Annotated in this window: 13 protein-coding genes; 5 read left to right on the top strand and 8 right to left on the bottom strand. The window is 75.9% G+C overall.

Features of this window, described 5'->3' with window-relative positions; all coding sequences use genetic code 11:
- Positions 1 to 702: a potassium channel family protein gene (locus ABIB16_RS02520; RefSeq protein ID WP_020625081.1), complete on the top strand. Its 702-nt coding sequence runs from the start codon at positions 1 to 3 to the stop codon at positions 700 to 702.
- Positions 699 to 1,412, top strand: coding sequence for a potassium channel family protein (locus tag ABIB16_RS02515; RefSeq protein WP_020625080.1), 714 nt, complete (start codon positions 699 to 701; stop codon positions 1,410 to 1,412). Before ABIB16_RS02520 ends, ABIB16_RS02515 begins: the two co-directional genes overlap by 4 nt.
- Here the strand turns inward: ABIB16_RS02515 and ABIB16_RS02510 are convergent.
- Genes ABIB16_RS02510 through dut form a run of 4 tightly spaced genes read right to left on the bottom strand, consistent with a single transcriptional unit; the run spans position 1,364 to position 3,661 of the window.
- Positions 1,364 to 2,068 carry a DUF3159 domain-containing protein gene (locus ABIB16_RS02510; RefSeq protein ID WP_203552677.1) on the bottom strand — a complete coding sequence of 235 codons (705 nt, stop codon included), beginning with the start codon at positions 2,066 to 2,068 and terminating at the stop codon, positions 1,364 to 1,366. The two genes, ABIB16_RS02515 and ABIB16_RS02510, sit on opposite strands and share 49 nt — an antisense overlap.
- A 23-nt stretch (positions 2,069 to 2,091) precedes the next feature.
- Positions 2,092 to 2,409: a single stranded DNA-binding domain-containing protein gene (locus tag ABIB16_RS02505; protein ID WP_020625078.1), complete on the bottom strand. Its 318-nt coding sequence runs from the start codon at positions 2,407 to 2,409 to the stop codon at positions 2,092 to 2,094.
- Entirely contained in the window at positions 2,406 to 3,182 is a 777-nt protein-coding gene (locus ABIB16_RS02500; RefSeq protein WP_354436035.1) for a DUF3710 domain-containing protein, read from the bottom strand. Before ABIB16_RS02500 ends, ABIB16_RS02505 begins: the two co-directional genes overlap by 4 nt.
- Complete coding sequence (gene dut, locus ABIB16_RS02495; protein WP_010078549.1) at positions 3,179 to 3,661, bottom strand: dUTP diphosphatase; 483 nt, start codon at positions 3,659 to 3,661, stop codon at positions 3,179 to 3,181. Before dut ends, ABIB16_RS02500 begins: the two co-directional genes overlap by 4 nt.
- A gap of 117 nt (positions 3,662 to 3,778) precedes the next feature.
- Here dut and ABIB16_RS02490 point away from each other — a divergent pair, with 117 nt between their 5' ends.
- On the top strand, positions 3,779 to 4,321 hold the full coding sequence (locus ABIB16_RS02490) for a DUF3093 domain-containing protein (protein WP_203552679.1): 543 nt from the start codon (positions 3,779 to 3,781) through the stop codon (positions 4,319 to 4,321).
- Positions 4,322 to 4,340: 19 nt separating this feature from the next.
- Here ABIB16_RS02490 and ABIB16_RS02485 read toward each other — a convergent pair whose 3' ends face one another.
- On the bottom strand, positions 4,341 to 4,640 hold the full coding sequence (locus tag ABIB16_RS02485) for a DUF4193 domain-containing protein (protein ID WP_041104622.1): 300 nt from the start codon (positions 4,638 to 4,640) through the stop codon (positions 4,341 to 4,343).
- A gap of 291 nt (positions 4,641 to 4,931) precedes the next feature.
- Between ABIB16_RS02485 and sepH the strand changes: the two genes are divergently transcribed.
- Positions 4,932 to 6,371, top strand: coding sequence for a septation protein SepH (gene sepH, locus ABIB16_RS02480; protein ID WP_354436034.1), 1,440 nt, complete (start codon positions 4,932 to 4,934; stop codon positions 6,369 to 6,371).
- Positions 6,372 to 6,395: 24 nt separating this feature from the next.
- On the opposite strand, the gene ABIB16_RS02475 is transcribed toward sepH, so the two are convergent.
- The 3 genes from ABIB16_RS02475 to ABIB16_RS02465 are packed head-to-tail and all read right to left on the bottom strand — an operon-like array spanning position 6,396 to position 11,029.
- Positions 6,396 to 7,577, bottom strand: coding sequence for an alkaline phosphatase family protein (locus tag ABIB16_RS02475; RefSeq protein WP_230282597.1), 1,182 nt, complete (start codon positions 7,575 to 7,577; stop codon positions 6,396 to 6,398).
- Positions 7,574 to 8,242 (bottom strand): DUF5998 family protein, encoded by a 669-nt coding sequence (locus tag ABIB16_RS02470; protein WP_230282596.1) that lies wholly within the window; start codon positions 8,240 to 8,242, stop codon positions 7,574 to 7,576. The genes ABIB16_RS02475 and ABIB16_RS02470 overlap by 4 nt, the downstream gene beginning before the upstream one ends.
- Before the next feature lie 57 nt (positions 8,243 to 8,299).
- Complete coding sequence (locus ABIB16_RS02465; RefSeq protein ID WP_044659531.1) at positions 8,300 to 11,029, bottom strand: bifunctional acetate--CoA ligase family protein/GNAT family N-acetyltransferase; 2,730 nt, start codon at positions 11,027 to 11,029, stop codon at positions 8,300 to 8,302.
- A gap of 48 nt (positions 11,030 to 11,077) precedes the next feature.
- Here ABIB16_RS02465 and ABIB16_RS02460 point away from each other — a divergent pair, with 48 nt between their 5' ends.
- Positions 11,078 to 13,684: a DNA gyrase/topoisomerase IV subunit A gene (locus ABIB16_RS02460; protein WP_102708619.1), complete on the top strand. Its 2,607-nt coding sequence runs from the start codon at positions 11,078 to 11,080 to the stop codon at positions 13,682 to 13,684.
- The last annotated feature ends 38 nt before the right edge of the window (positions 13,685 to 13,722 follow it).

The following is a 13,722-nucleotide window of genomic DNA, read 5'->3' as shown; positions in this document are numbered from 1 at the left end:
ATGGCCCACTACGTGATCGTCGGCGGCGGACGGGTGGGCACCCGGTTGGCGGCCGCGCTGGACGCGGCCGGTCACGGCGTCGCCCTCGTGGACCGCGACCCGCGGACCGTGGAGGGGCTGGCCCCCGGCTTCTCCGGCGAGCTCGTGGCCGGCGTGGGCTTCGACCGCTCCGCGCTGCTCGCCGCCGGCATCGACCGCGCGCAGGGCCTGGCGGCCGTGACCGCGGACGACAACACGAACATCATCGCCGCCCGCGTGGCCCGCGAGACCTTCCACGTGGACCACGTGGTGGCGCGCATCTACGACGCCGACCGGGCCCGGCTGTACCAGCGCCTCGGCATCCCCACGGTCGCCTCGATCCAGTGGACGGCCGACCAGGTGCTGCACCGGCTGCTGCCGGCCGGCACCGCCGACGCGGAGCACCGCGACGCCTCCGGCCGGCTGCTCGTGACCGAGCTGGTCCCCCACTCTTCGTGGTGGGGCCGTCGGCTGACCGACGTCGAGTCCACGGTGGGGATGCGCATCGCCTACCTCACCCGGCTCGGCGACGGCCAGCTGCCCCGGCCGGGCGACCGCCTGCAGGAGGGCGACGTGCTGCACGCCGTCTACCCGGTGGACCGCCGGGACCAGGTGGAGGCCGCCCTGCAGGGCGAGGCACGCGTGCCGGACGGCACGGACGAGGACGAGGAGGGACGGGCATGAGGGCCGTCATCGCCGGAGCCGGCGCCGTGGGCGCCTCCATCGCGCGGGAGCTGCACGCGCACGGCCACGAGGTGGTCGTCGTCGAGGCGCGCACGGACGCGGCCCGCAAGGCCGACGTCGGCGGCGCACGCCTCGTCCTCGGGGATGCGTGCGACCTGACCGTGCTCGAGCAGTGCGGCGCCCTGGAGGCGGACGTGCTCGTCGCGGCGACCGGCGACGACCGGGTCAACCTCGTGTGCTCCCTGCTGAGCCGCTCGGAGTTCGGCGTCGGCCGCACCGTGGCTCGCGTCAACAACCCGCTCAACGACTGGCTCTTCGACGAGTCGTGGGGCGTGGACGTGGCCGTGTCCACCCCCTCGATCATGACGGCGCTCGTGGAGGAGGCCGTGGAGACCGGGGACCTCGTGCGCCTGCTCAGGCTGGAGGCCGGCGGCGCGGCGCTGTCCGAGTTCCGGGTCCCGGCAAAGCACTGGCTCGAGGGCCGGCGCATCGGCACCGTGTCCTGGCCGCAGGAGGCTCCGCTCGTGGCGGTCGTGCGCGACGGCGCCCCCCGGCAGGCGTCGGCGGACGAGGTCCTGGAGGTGGGCGACGAGCTCTTCTTCCTGGCCGCCGGCTCCGCCGAGCCGGCCCTGCGTCGCCTCCTCGTCGGCGAGGGCCGCGCTCAGGGACGCTCGGAGGCGGCGGAGTCCGCCGGCACGCCGTCGTCCTGACCGGGCGAGCTGACGGACCAGGCGAGCCAGAGCCCCAGGGCATAGAGCGGCAGGCCCATCACCAGGCGGGCCACCCCGAGCGCGGTGACGGCGTCCCCGAGGTAGAGGGGCACCTGCACCGCCAGGCGCAGCGCGAACACGGCCACGAGGATCCAGGTGGCCGCGGCGTAGGCGCGGCGCCGACGCCGGTGGGCCCGCCAGCGGGTGCCCTCGGCGCGCACGAGGCCGAGCACCAGGCCCGCCGCGGGCCAGCCCACGAGGACGGACACCGCGAACGCGAGGCCGTAGGCGGCGTTGGTGACGAAGCCCCACAGGTAGTAGTCGCGGGCCTGGCCGGTGGTCAGGGAGACCACGACGGACAGGACGACGACGGCGAGGCCGGCCAGCACCTGGACCGGCGACTGGCGCTGGACGAGGCGCGCGACGCCCAGCACGAGTGCGACCGCGACGGCCGCCACGCCGGAGGGCCACACCTGCTGGGTGGCGACGTAGCCGACCATGTAGACGAGGGTGGGCAGGGAGGCCTCGACGATGCCGCGCCAGCCACCGACGCTGCCCAGCGCGTCGAGGCGGCCGCGCTCGTCCAGGCGGGCTCGAGACGGCAGGGGGCCGGCCCCGTCCGGGGCGGCGGTGACGGGGCCATGCGGCTCGGTCATGGGCTCTCCTCTCGGGGCCGTGCTCAGCGCGTGGCCTCGGGCGCGTCGACCAGGTCGAACTCGGGGTTGTGCAGGGTGGGCACGCCGTCCATCTGGGTGACGCGGCCGCGGACCGTCAGCCACTCCCCCGGCATGACACCGGGCACGCGGCGCCGCCCGTGCCAGACCAGCTGCAGCGTCTCCGCGGGCGCCATGCTCCCGGGCGCGGGCAGGCGGTCGGCCAAGACCGCGCGGAAGACGGTCGCCTCGTCCGCGCCGGGCAGTGTGACGGAGGCGATGACGCCGCGGCGCTCGATGCGGCCCGCGGCGCCGGTCGGGCGGGCTGCGACGGCGGGGCTCACCGGGTCTCCGTGATCTCCGGACCGCGCTCGGGCAGCGCGGTGGCCTCCGGTGCCGCGCCGTCCCCCGGGCCGGCGGCGGTGTCCGCGAGCACGTCCCGGCCCTCGTCCGGGGCCGGGCGGCGACGCTGCAGCGGGCGCGCGTTGGGCGGCGGACGCAGGGGCAGCAGCTCGCGCGGCGGGAGCGGCTCGTCGCCCCGCACCACGACCAGGTCGGAGAACACCTGTTCCAGCGGCTCGGCGGCCTCCGGCTGGAAGGCGGCCTCGCCGTGGAACACGCCGCGGACGAACCAGCGCGGTCCGTCCACGCCCACGAACCGGGCGACGTTCCACCCCGGCGAGCCGTCCGGCAGCGCCGCCGGCACGCGCGTGAGGATCTCGACGCCGAAACGGCCGGTCTGCTCCTGCACGGTCGCGTGGGCCGTGATCGACAGGGAGTCGTGCAGCTCGGCGCGCAGGTCGTCCCACAGACCCGTGCGACGGGGGGCGCTGAACGCCTGGACCTGCAGGGCCGAGCGTCCGAGGCTGATGGTGGCGGCGACGATCCGCTTCGTCGCGTCCTCGACGTCGAGGCGCAGCTTCATGCCCTGGACGGCCCTCAGGCGCAGCGACCCCAGGTCGATCATGCCGGCGGGATCCAGGCGGGTGGCGACGTCGTGCGGACCGACGTCGGCGGTTGCCGGCGCGGCGGCGATCTCGAGGTCGCGCTCCTCCAGCAGCTCGTCCGGCAGGCTGACCTGCTCGTGGCGCACGGTGCGGTTGCGTCCGAAGATCACGACGTCCTCCCAGGGGTGGTGTCGGCGGTGAAGCCGCCGGTCGAGCCGAAGCCGCCGGCCCCGCGCTCGGAGTCGGGCAGCACGTCCACGGGCTCGAAGCGGGCGCGCACGACCGGCTGCAGCACGAGCTGGGCGATCCGGTCGCCGCGGCGCAGCACGATCGGCTCGGTCGGGTCCAGGTTGATCAGGGGCACCTTGATCTCCCCGCGGTAGCCGGCGTCGATGGTGCCCGGGGCGTTGACGATGGTCAGGCCGCGACGGACCGCGAGACCCGAGCGGGGGTGCACGAACCCCGCGTGGCCTTCCGGGATGGCCAACGCCACGCCGGTCGGCACCAGGGCGCGCTCGCCCGGGGCCAGGGTCACGTCGACGGCGGTGCGCAGGTCCGCGCCCGCGTCGCCCGGCTGCGCGTAGGCGGGCGGGGCCAGGCCCGGATCGAGGGCGTGCAGGGGCACGGGCAGCTCGGCGGAGTCGGTCACGAGGCCCGACCCTACACGAGCACCCGTCGGCCCGGGGCCGCGTCGAGGCGGTCGGGCGGGCGCCCTCGCCGGTGCCGCGCGGCGGGACCGGAGTCCGGATGTGGGAAGCTGGGACCCATGCGTGATCCCCAGCAGCACCCCGTCGCCGATGCCTCCCGCCGCGCCCCCGAGGGCGCTGCGGCGGGACCCGATCCGGTCCTGTTCGAGGAGCGGTTGACGCCCTCCCCGGGGGTCTGGACCGTGGCGCTCATGCTGGCGGCGTTGACGATCCTCGTGTTCGCGCCGATCGACCTCGGGCTGGGCATCGCCGCCGCCGTCGTGTTCTTCGCCGTCGAGGCCCTGCTCCTGGTGGCCACCACCCCGCGCATCGTGGTGCGCGAACGCACCCTCCAGGTGGGCCGCGCCAGCATCGAACGGCACCACGTCGGTCAGGTCACGGGGTATCGCGGCGAGGACGCCCGGGCCCAGCGCGGCCCGCTGCTGCACGGGCTGGCCTTCGTGAACCTGCGCGGCTGGATCGGGCCCGTCGTGCGGATCCAGCTGACCGACGAGCGCGACCGCACGCCCTACTGGCTGACCAGCACCCGGCGTCCGGAGGAGCTGGTCGCGGCCCTCGGCGGGGCCATGGCCCGGCAGGAGGGGGCGGCCGAGGACCGCTGACCGCCCCGGCGGCGGGGGCTCAGCCCTCGCAGTCGCTGCAGTAGATCAGGCCGTTCTTCTCACGCGCGGCCTGCGAGCGATGGCGGACCAGGAAGCAGGAGGCGCAGGTGAACTCATCCGACTGGGCGGGCAGCACCCGCACCATCAGCTCTTCACCCGAGAGGTCGGCGCCAGGCAGCTCGAACCCCTCGGCGGCCTCCGCCTCGTCCTCGTCCACGACGGCGGACTGGGTGTCCGTGCGCCGTGCCTTCAGCTCCTCGATGGAGTTCTGGCTCAGCTCTTCCTCGTTCTTGCGAGGGGCGTCGTAGTCAGTGGCCATGGGGTTTCACGCTCCGCTGGTGGGGGACGGCACCGGGACCGGTGCCGGCACTGCGCGGACGGCGTCGTGGGCGGACCACGCGTCACCGGCCTGCGCCGTTGCGCGTAGATTGTGCACCATGGCCGAACCCGTGCCAAATGTTGACGGGCACGCTCGCCCAGGGCGGATTCCCGCGGCCGCTCGTCCCTCGCCCGGGCCGTGGTCTGCGGCACGGCGGCTAGGATCGGGGCATGCCCGGCCGGGCGTCCACATGCCCGGTGACCAGAACACGATGTGGGAGGGACCACCGCCATGGCAGAGCTGCGACTGACCGGACCCACCGAGGACGGCGACGCGCTGCGCCTGTCGGGGCCCGAGGGTGAGGAGCACACGCTCGCCCTCTCCCCCTATCTGCGCCGGCTGGTCATCGAGGGCGCTGCGCCCGAGGCCGTGCGACCGGCCGAGGGCGGCCCCGCGGCCTGGCACGACATGACGGAGACGGACGTCCCCGGGACGGGCGACGAGGACGCCGAGGGACCGGTGGACGCGACGACGCAGGCCGACGATGCCGCGGAGGAGGGCGAGCGGGCTCCCGACGTGCCCTCCGGCCCGACCCGTCCGGACGAGGACCTCGCGCTCACCCCCCGCATCGACCCGCGGCCCGCGGCCGACGATGAGACCGCAGACGGCCCGACCCCGGCGCCGCTGACCGACCAGGAGTCCATCAAGGCCGCCGCGACCCACGAGGCCGAGCCCCTCACCCCCCGGGAGATCCAGCAGCGCATCCGTGCGGGCGCCTCCGTGGAGCAGGTCGCCCGGGAGAGCGGGAACGCGTTCTCGCGCATCCGCACCTACGGTCACCCCGTCCTGGCCGAGCGCGACTGGATCGCCCGACAGGCCCGCGCCGTCGAGGTCTGGGTCGGCGGGCCCGACCTCTACGCGGACCTCGTCCAGGACGGCGGCCCCACGACGCTCGGCGAGCTCGCCGCGCACCGACTCGCCGAGCTGGGCGTGGACGAGGCGAGCCTCGAGTGGGACGCGTGGCGCGAGGACCAGGCCGGCTGGACCGTGGCCGCCCGGTTCGCCGTGGCCGGCGCGAGGAGTCTGCCCACCCGCGAGGAGCCGCCGGCGCTCTGGACGTTCCGCCCGGCCGGACGCCACCTCGAACCCGAGAACGCCTGGGCCCGCGCCCTGTCCGAGGCGGAGGCCTGGGACCTGGTCCCCCGCGCCCCCGCGGCCGAACCGGTGACGGACGACGTGGACGCCGAGGACGCCGTGACCCCCGCGGGTGCGCACTCCCCGGCCGCCGACCGCGACGCCGATCTGCTGGAGATCCTGCGGGTGCGCCGGGGCCAGCGCGTGGGCGCGGACCTGGAGTCGGACGACGCGCTCGCCCACCTGATCGCCCGCGAGCACCAGGACCGGAGTCGGCGCGAGGCCGCCCAGGCGCCCGAGCGGCTCGCCCCGGTCGACGCCGAGGGGGCCCTGACGACCGCCGACGACGCCCCGGTCGTCGACGCGCCGGAACCGGCCGCCGAGACCGACCGCGCCGAGGACACTGCCGCAGACGTCGCGGACGCGAAGGTCGCGGACGCGGGTGTCGAAGACGAGGGGGCGGAGCCCGCCCCCCGCGAGCGTGCCGCGCGCCCTGCCATGCCGACCGTCACGCCGCGCCCCCGGGCCCGCTCGGCCGCTCGCCGCGCGTCCGTGCCCAGCTGGGACGAGATCGTCTTCGGCCGCAAGGGCGACTGACCCCGGCCCGGCCCCGGGGCGGGCTCAGCGGTGCCAGGTGAGCAGCGGGACCTCCCGCTCGGCGCGCGTGGGCGCGCCGTGCTGGCCCACCATCTCGAAGGCGTGCGGGGGCACCCGCCGGCCGTCGTAGAGGGCCAGATCCCCGTGCACGGCGACGAGCAGATCCCCGATGCGGGCACGGACCCGGTCCTCGACGACGGCGCCGAACCAGCCGGCGTCGACGGCCTCGTCCCGCGTCAGCACCCACGCGTGCGCCCCGTAGCGCTCGGCCCAGGCGCGCCGCACCCTCGCGCGCACGTCCGGACCCGCGTCGGACCGGAAGTGCAGCTGCACGAGGCGGGGCTCCCCCGCGGTGTGCGCGATCCCCTCGAGCAGCGCGGGGTCGGCGAGCTCCCCGGCCTCGTCCAGGGCGGCGTAGTCCACGCGGCGCGACGGCGGCACGTCGACCATGCCGTGGTCGCCGGTGGCGAGCACCACCGTCCCGGCGGGCACGCGGTCCACCAGGCGCCGCACCGCCGCGTCGACCTCCTCGAGGGCGTGCAGCCACCGGTCCGAGCCCACGCCGTCCCGGTGGCCGGCCTTGTCCAGCTCGTTGACATAGAAGTAGACGAGCGTGGGCACGCGGGCGTCCTTCAACACGCGTTCGGCGGCCTGGGCGCGGGCGATCAGGGTGCGACCGGCCACGAACCGGCCGCCACGCAGCCCCGCCCGTGTCAGGGCCGAACGCTCGAAGGCGGGCAGCGAGACCGTGACGGCGTCCACGCCGGCCGCGGCGGCGCGCTCGAACACGGTGGGCTTCGGCTGCCACCCCACCGGGTCGGTGGCCTCGTCCCAGCCGCCCAGCTGATTGATCACCACGTCCCGGTCCGGGTCGAGCACGTCGTAGCCGGCCACGCCGTGCTCCCCGACGTCCAGCCCGGTGCCCAGGCTTGTGAGGGAGGCGGCCGTCGTGGTGGGCACGGCCACCTCGAGGACGCGGCCGCCGTCGGCCATCGCGGCGCGCAGCGTGGGGGCGTGGCCGCCGAAGCGCTTCAGCAGGGACCGTCCGAGGCCGTCCACCAGGGCGACGACCACGCGGCGGCCCTCCGGGACCGCGAGCGCGTTCTCACAGCCCGGGACACCGAGGGCGGCCGCGGCGGAGGTCAGGACGGAGCGCAGGGCACGATCGGCGGGGACCACGCCCGCGGGGAGGGCGGGCCCCGTCACGTGGTGGCCGCCAGGTGGGCGCGGCGCAGGGCCCGGGCGAAGGCCAGGGCGCCGTCGACGGCCCCCTGCCCGTCGGCGTCGGCGGCGACGCGGATCACGAGGTCCTCGCGGGTGGCGGTGCCGGTGTAGCCGTGGTCGAGGTCGCACTGGGGGTCGGCGCAGCCGGCGGGCTGCAGGTCCAGGCGCTGGCCGCCGGCCCACATCAGCCCGAGGGTCATCTCGGCCACGGGGTCGGGCGGCCGGAAGCGGGCGGGGTCGGCGTGGCCGGTGGTCAGGACCACGGAGCCGAGGGCGCGGACCGGGACCATCTCGGTGGAGACCTGGGCGAGGACCGCCTGGCCGGCCGGGTCGGCGGCGTGGTCGTCGAGGTGGACGGCCAGCAGGGTGTCCCCGGCGAGCACGAGGGCCGTGATGTGCCGGTGGATCTCCTCGTAGTCGAAGTGCGTGTCCACGTGGACGAGGTGCGCGTCCGGGGTGCGGCCTTCGAGCTCGACGGCGATGGCGTGCGCCACGAGGTCCGGGTAGAAGCCGGCGCGGACGAGCGAGGCGTCGAGGCCGCCGCTGCCGTCCAGGGTGCGGGCCTCGCGCTGCCGGCCCTCGGCCTCGGGGGCGTCGGGGCGGTGGTCGGGACGGCCTGGCTCGTGACTCCTGCGGAACGGGCTCATGTCCCCCATGCTACGGGTCCGGCGCCGGGCCGTCCGGGCCCGCTGTGGACGGCCCGGTCAGCGGCCGCGCAACGCGCGCCGGGCCGAGTCGGTGCGGCGGGCCGCGTTGGCGACGTGCACCTCGGCCTGCAGCACCGTCACGCCCTCGGGGGCGGCCAGCACGGGCGCGAAGCGCAGGCGGGCGACCTGCGGCAGGTCGTCCTTGAGGACGCTGACGCGGCCCACGAGGTCCTCCAGCGCGGCGAGGTCGACGGAGGGCACCCCGCCGGTGCCGCGCAGCTTCACGGCGGCGCGGGGGGCGCGGACCATGCGGGCCACGTCCCGGTCCGTGAGCGGGGGCACGCGGTGCACCCAGTCCCCCAGCAGGTCCGTGGCGTCGCCGGCGATGCCGAAGGAGACCACGGGGCCCAGCAGCGGGTCCTCGAGCGCCGTGAGCATGCAGGCCTGGCCGGCGGGGGCCATGGCCTGGACCTCGAGCTCGCGCACGCCGAACGGCGCGAGCAGACGGCGCATGTGCTCGACGTTGCGGCGCAGGGAATCGGCGTCCACCACGTTCAGGCGGACGCCGCCCAGGTCGAGTCGGTGCCGCAGGTGGGGGTCCACGGCCTTGAGCGCCACGGGGAAGCCGAGCCGCTCGGCGGCCGCCACGGCCTCGTCGGCGGTCTCGAACCGGGCCGAGGGCAGCACGGTGATCCCGTAGTGGCCCAGCAGCGTCTCGGTCTCCTCGTCGGAGAGCCGGACGAGTTCGGTGCCCTCGGCACGCGCGGCGGCCGCCTCCACGAGCTCCTCGGCCTCGTGCGGGTGCAGGCCGGTCGGCTCGAGCGGCTCGCCGACCTCCTGGCGGCGCCAGTGGACGTAGTCCGCGAGCGCGCCGAGCACGGTCATGGCCTGCTGCGGCGACGGGTAGAAGGGCAGGCCGGGCTGCAGGGAGCCGGGCTCGGCGTCGTCACCCACGGGCCCGGTGGCGCCGAGCGTGGCGCCGCGGTAGCGCGGGGAGACGACGTCGGTCAGGCAGCCGAGCACGGGGATGCGGGCGTCCCGGGTCGCGTCCGCGAGGGCGTGGGCCAGCCGCTCCGGCTCGTCGTCCGCCTGGTGCAGGCCGAGGCGGGCCAGCACCACGACGGCGTCGGCCTGCTCGTGGCGGACGGCGTCCCGGACGGCGGAGACCAGCGTCTCGGCGGGCGGGGCGATGCCCTGTTCGCTGCCGACGAGGCCGACGGTGGCCGTGACCTCCAGCCCGGCCTCGGCCGCGGCGTCGCGGCCCAGCCGGTCCAGGGCGAGCGAGTCGGCCACGAGGACGACGCGGTGGCCCGTGGGCAGCGGCTGGCTGGCCACGGCCATGAGGATGTCGAGCATGGCCTCGTGCGTGTGGGCCTCGAGCACGCCGGTCTGGTCGAGCATCGAGTCCACGGCGCCCTCGGGGGCCTGGGTGGTGCGGGTCTCGTGGCCCGGGGGCAGGAAGCGCCCGGTGACGTCGGAGCGGACCACCACGACGGGCTTGGTGCGGGAGAGCCGCCGGGCGATGCGGGAGAACTTGCGCGGGTTGCCGAACGACTCGAGGTACACGCCGACGGCGGCGGTGTGGGGGTCCGCCTCGAAGAACTGCATGGCGTCGTTGCCCGAGACGTCCGCACGGTTGCCGGCGCTGATCGAGGTGGAGATCCCCACCCCGCGGCGCTTGACGCCGGCGGAGACCATGGCGCCGACGGCGCCGGACTGGCTGAACAGGCCGACGGGGCCGCGCTGGGCCAGGCCCGGGGACGGGGAGGCGTTGAGGCGGATCGCGGGGTCGGTGCGGACCAGGCCGGCCGAGGCCGGGCCGATCACACGCATGCCGTGGGCGCGGGCGCGGGAGACCAGGCGGCGCTGGGCCTCGAGCCCCTCGGCGCCGGCGTCGGCGTAGCCCGAGGTGAGGACCACGAGGCCCTGGGCCCCGGCCGCGGCGGCCTCGGGGATGAGGGCCTCGACCTCGTCGGCGGGCACGGCGACGACGACGAGGTCGACCGGCTCGCCGATGTCGGCCAGGGAGCGGTGGGCGGTGAGGCCCTGGACGTCCTCGGCGGCGCGGTTCACGGCGTGGACGGCTCCCGTGAAGCCCGCCTCGAGGACGTGGCGCAGCACGAGCGAGCCGACGGCCTGCGGATCGCGGGAGGCGCCGACGACGGCCACGGACGCGGGCTCGACCAGCTCGGCGACGCTGCGGGACTCGGCGCGGTGCTCGCGGGACTCGACGACGGCGCGCCACCGGGCGGTGGGGTCGATGGGGAACTCGACGGCCACGACGCCGTCCTCGAACCGGCGGGTCACCTCGAAGCCGGACTCCTGGAACACCGAGAGCATCTTGCGGTTCTCGGGCAGGACCTCGGCGGTGAAGCGGCGGATGCCGTTCTCGCGGGCGGCCACGGCCAGGTGCTCCATGAGGATGGAGCCCAGCCCGCGGCCCTGCGCGGCGTCGGAGATGTTGAAGGCGACCTCCGCGGCGTCGGAGTCCCCGTAGCGGTCGTAGCGGCCCACGCCCAGCAGGCGGCCGCCCCGGGTGATCACGAACGCCACCCGGTCCCGGTGGTCCACGTGGGTGAACCGGTCCAGGTCCTTGGCGCTCAGCTCGGACTTGTACGTGAAGTAGCGCAGGTAGATGGAGTTCTCGGACTGCCCGGCGTGCATGCGCTGCAGCTCGGCGGCGTCCTCGGGCGAGATGGGCCGCAGGTGGGCCGTCGCACCGTCACGGAGCACCACATCGGCCTCCCAGTGGGAGGGATATCCGCGGACGGCTTCGGTCTCACCCATAGGATCACTGTAGACAATCCCCGACGCCGTGAGGACTCCCCGACCACCATGATGGCCCGTTCATCCCGTTCCCGCCCCGCCGAGCAGGACGCCCCGCGCCCGCTGCCGCTGGAGCAGGAGAACATCGTCGACGTCGACGTCTCCGAGGAGATGGAGGCGTCCTTCCTCGAGTACGCCTACTCGGTGATCTACTCGCGCGCCCTGCCGGACGCGCGCGACGGCCTCAAGCCGGTGCAGCGGCGCATCCTCTACATGATGGCCCGCATGGGCCTGCGCCCGGACCGCGGCCATGTGAAGTCCGCCCGGGTGGTAGGCGAGGTGATGGGCAAGCTGCACCCCCACGGCGACGCCGCGATCTACGACGCGATGGTCCGCCTCGCCCAGCCGTTCTCCCTGCGTCTGCCCGTGGTGGACGGGCACGGCAACTTCGGCTCGCTCGACGACGGCCCCGCGGCCCCGCGCTACACGGAGGCCCGCATGGCCCCGGCCGCCCTGGCGCTCACCGCGGACCTCGACGAGGGCACCGTGGACTTCGTCCCCAACTACGACAACCAGCTCCAGCAGCCGGCCGTGCTGCCCGCCGCCTACCCCAACCTGCTTGTCAACGGCACCACCGGCATCGCCGTCGGCATGGCCACGAACATGGCCCCGCACAACCTGCGCGAGGTCGTGGCGGGCGCGCGCCACCTGCTCGCGGACCCCGAGGCGGACCTCGAGGCGATCATGGCCCACATCCCCGGCCCCGACCTCCCCTCGGGCGGCCGGATCGTGGGGCTCGACGGCGTCCGCGACGCCTACGCGACCGGCCGCGGCACGTTCCGCATGCGAGCCGCTGTCGCCGTGGAGCAGGTCTCCGCGCGTCGCACCGGCCTGGTCGTCACCGAGCTGCCGTACGGCGTGGGCCCCGAGAAGGTCATCGAGCGGATCAAGGCCGGCGTCGACGCGAAGAAGCTCAGCGGCATCGCCGACGTCGTGGACCTGACGGACCGCAAGAACGGGCTGCGCCTGCAGATCGAGCTCAAGTCCGGGTTCAACCCCCAGGCCGTGCTGGCCGCCCTGTACCGGCACACCCCGCTCGAGGAGACGTTCGGGATCAACAACGTCGCGCTCGTCGACGGGCAGCCGCAGACCCTGGGCCTGCTGCCCCTGCTGCGGGTCTACGTGGACCACCGTCTGGACGTGGTGCGGCGCCGCACGGGGCACCGCCTCGGCAAGCACCGCGATCGTCTCCACCTCGTCGAGGGCCTGCTGCTGGCGCTCGTGGACATCGACGAGGTCATCGAGATCATCCGTTCCTCGGACGACACCGCGGCCGCGCGCACCCGCCTCATGGGCGTCTTCGACCTCACCCAGGTGCAGGCCGACCACATCCTGGAGCTGCGGCTGCGCCAGCTGACGAAGTTCTCCCGCATCGAGCTGGAGGCCGAGCGCGACGAGCTGCAGGCCGCGATCGCCGAGCTCGAGGCGATCCTCGCCTCCGACGCGCGGCTGCGCGAGGTGGTCTCGGCCGAGCTGCAGGCCGTGGCCGACGAGCACGGCGACGACCGGCGCACGGTCCTGCTCGAGGCCGAGACCGCCGCGGCCCCCGCCGCCGGGCCCGCACCGTCCGGGCCCACCCCCGCCGGCGCCGCGGAGGCCGGGGCGGACCTGATGGTCCCCGACACGGCGTGCTGGGCCCTGCTCTCCACCTCCGGACGCCTGCTGCGCACCGCGGACCGCACGCCGATCGCCCCGCAGGGCCGGCGCCGCAAGCACGACGCCTTCACCTCCGTGGTCCCGACGACGGCCCGCGGCGAGATCGGGGCCCTCACCTCCGCCGGCGCGCTGCACCGCCTCCAGGCGGTCGACCTGCCGGCGGCCGGCGAGCCGTCCGCGGCCCCCGCGATGACCGCGGCCGTCCCCGTCGCGGAGCTGGTGCCCCTGGCCAAGGGCGAGACGCTCGTGGCCCTGGTCCCCCTGGACGCCGTCCTGGCGCTGGGCACCGCCCACGGGGTCGTCAAGCGCGTCCGGCCGGAATGGCCCCTGAACCGCCAGGTCGTCGACGCCGTCGCCCTGAAGGACGGCGACGCGGTGGTCGGCGCCGCCCCCGCCCCGGACGAGGCCGACCAGCTCGTCTTCCTCACCCGCACCGGCCAGCTGCTGCGCTACGCCGCCTCCGCCGTGCGCCCCCAGGGCCCGGCCGGCGGCGGTGTCGCGGGCATCCGGCTGGCCGCCGGGGACACGGTGCTCGCGTTCGGGGTGGCCCCCGCCGCCTCCCTCACCGAGACCGGTGCGGACGCCGCGGCCCACCCGCGGCCCGCCGTCGTGGTGACCGTGACGGACGGCGAGGCGGACGTGCTCGGCTCCGCCCCGGGCTCCGTCAAGGTCACCCCGCTCGGGGAGTATCCGGCCAAGGGCCGCGGCACCGGCGGCGTGCGCGCCCACCGGCTGCTCAAGGGCGAGAGCGGCCTCGAGCTCGGCTGGATCGGCGCCGCGCCCGCGCTCGCGGCCTCCCGGGCCGGCGTGGCCCGCGCGCTGCCGATCGAGTATGGGCGCCGGGACGGCTCGGGCGTGCCCGTGGACCAGCGCATCGAGGCCGTCGGCGCCGGCGCCTCCCCCGAACTCGTCTCGGCCCCGCCCGCCGAGGACGACGCCGTGGCCGTGTCCGCGGACTGACCCCGGTCCGGGGCGAGCCTGTTCGCCTCGGGCCGATC

The sequence above is a fragment of the Micrococcus sp. UYEF5 genome, assembly GCF_040546065.1.
Taxonomy (GTDB): domain Bacteria; phylum Actinomycetota; class Actinomycetes; order Actinomycetales; family Micrococcaceae; genus Micrococcus; species Micrococcus luteus.
Note: the sequence above shows the minus strand (reverse complement) of the source record. Positions and strands in the feature narration are given on the sequence as shown.

Excerpts from the sequence above, each read along its gene's own strand:
- sepH (WP_354436034.1), top strand. The coding sequence starts at position 4,932 with ATGGCAGAGCTGCGACTGACCGGACCCACCGAGGACGGCGACGCGCTG.
- ABIB16_RS02465 (WP_044659531.1), bottom strand. The coding sequence starts at position 11,029 with ATGGGTGAGACCGAAGCCGTCCGCGGATATCCCTCCCACTGGGAGGCC.
- ABIB16_RS02510 (WP_203552677.1), bottom strand. The coding sequence starts at position 2,068 with ATGACCGAGCCGCATGGCCCCGTCACCGCCGCCCCGGACGGGGCCGGC.
- ABIB16_RS02460 (WP_102708619.1), top strand. The coding sequence starts at position 11,078 with ATGATGGCCCGTTCATCCCGTTCCCGCCCCGCCGAGCAGGACGCCCCG.
- ABIB16_RS02470 (WP_230282596.1), bottom strand. The coding sequence starts at position 8,242 with ATGAGCCCGTTCCGCAGGAGTCACGAGCCAGGCCGTCCCGACCACCGC.
- ABIB16_RS02520 (WP_020625081.1), top strand. The coding sequence starts at position 1 with ATGGCCCACTACGTGATCGTCGGCGGCGGACGGGTGGGCACCCGGTTG.
- ABIB16_RS02515 (WP_020625080.1), top strand. The coding sequence starts at position 699 with ATGAGGGCCGTCATCGCCGGAGCCGGCGCCGTGGGCGCCTCCATCGCG.
- ABIB16_RS02490 (WP_203552679.1), top strand. The coding sequence starts at position 3,779 with ATGCGTGATCCCCAGCAGCACCCCGTCGCCGATGCCTCCCGCCGCGCC.
- ABIB16_RS02485 (WP_041104622.1), bottom strand. The coding sequence starts at position 4,640 with ATGGCCACTGACTACGACGCCCCTCGCAAGAACGAGGAAGAGCTGAGC.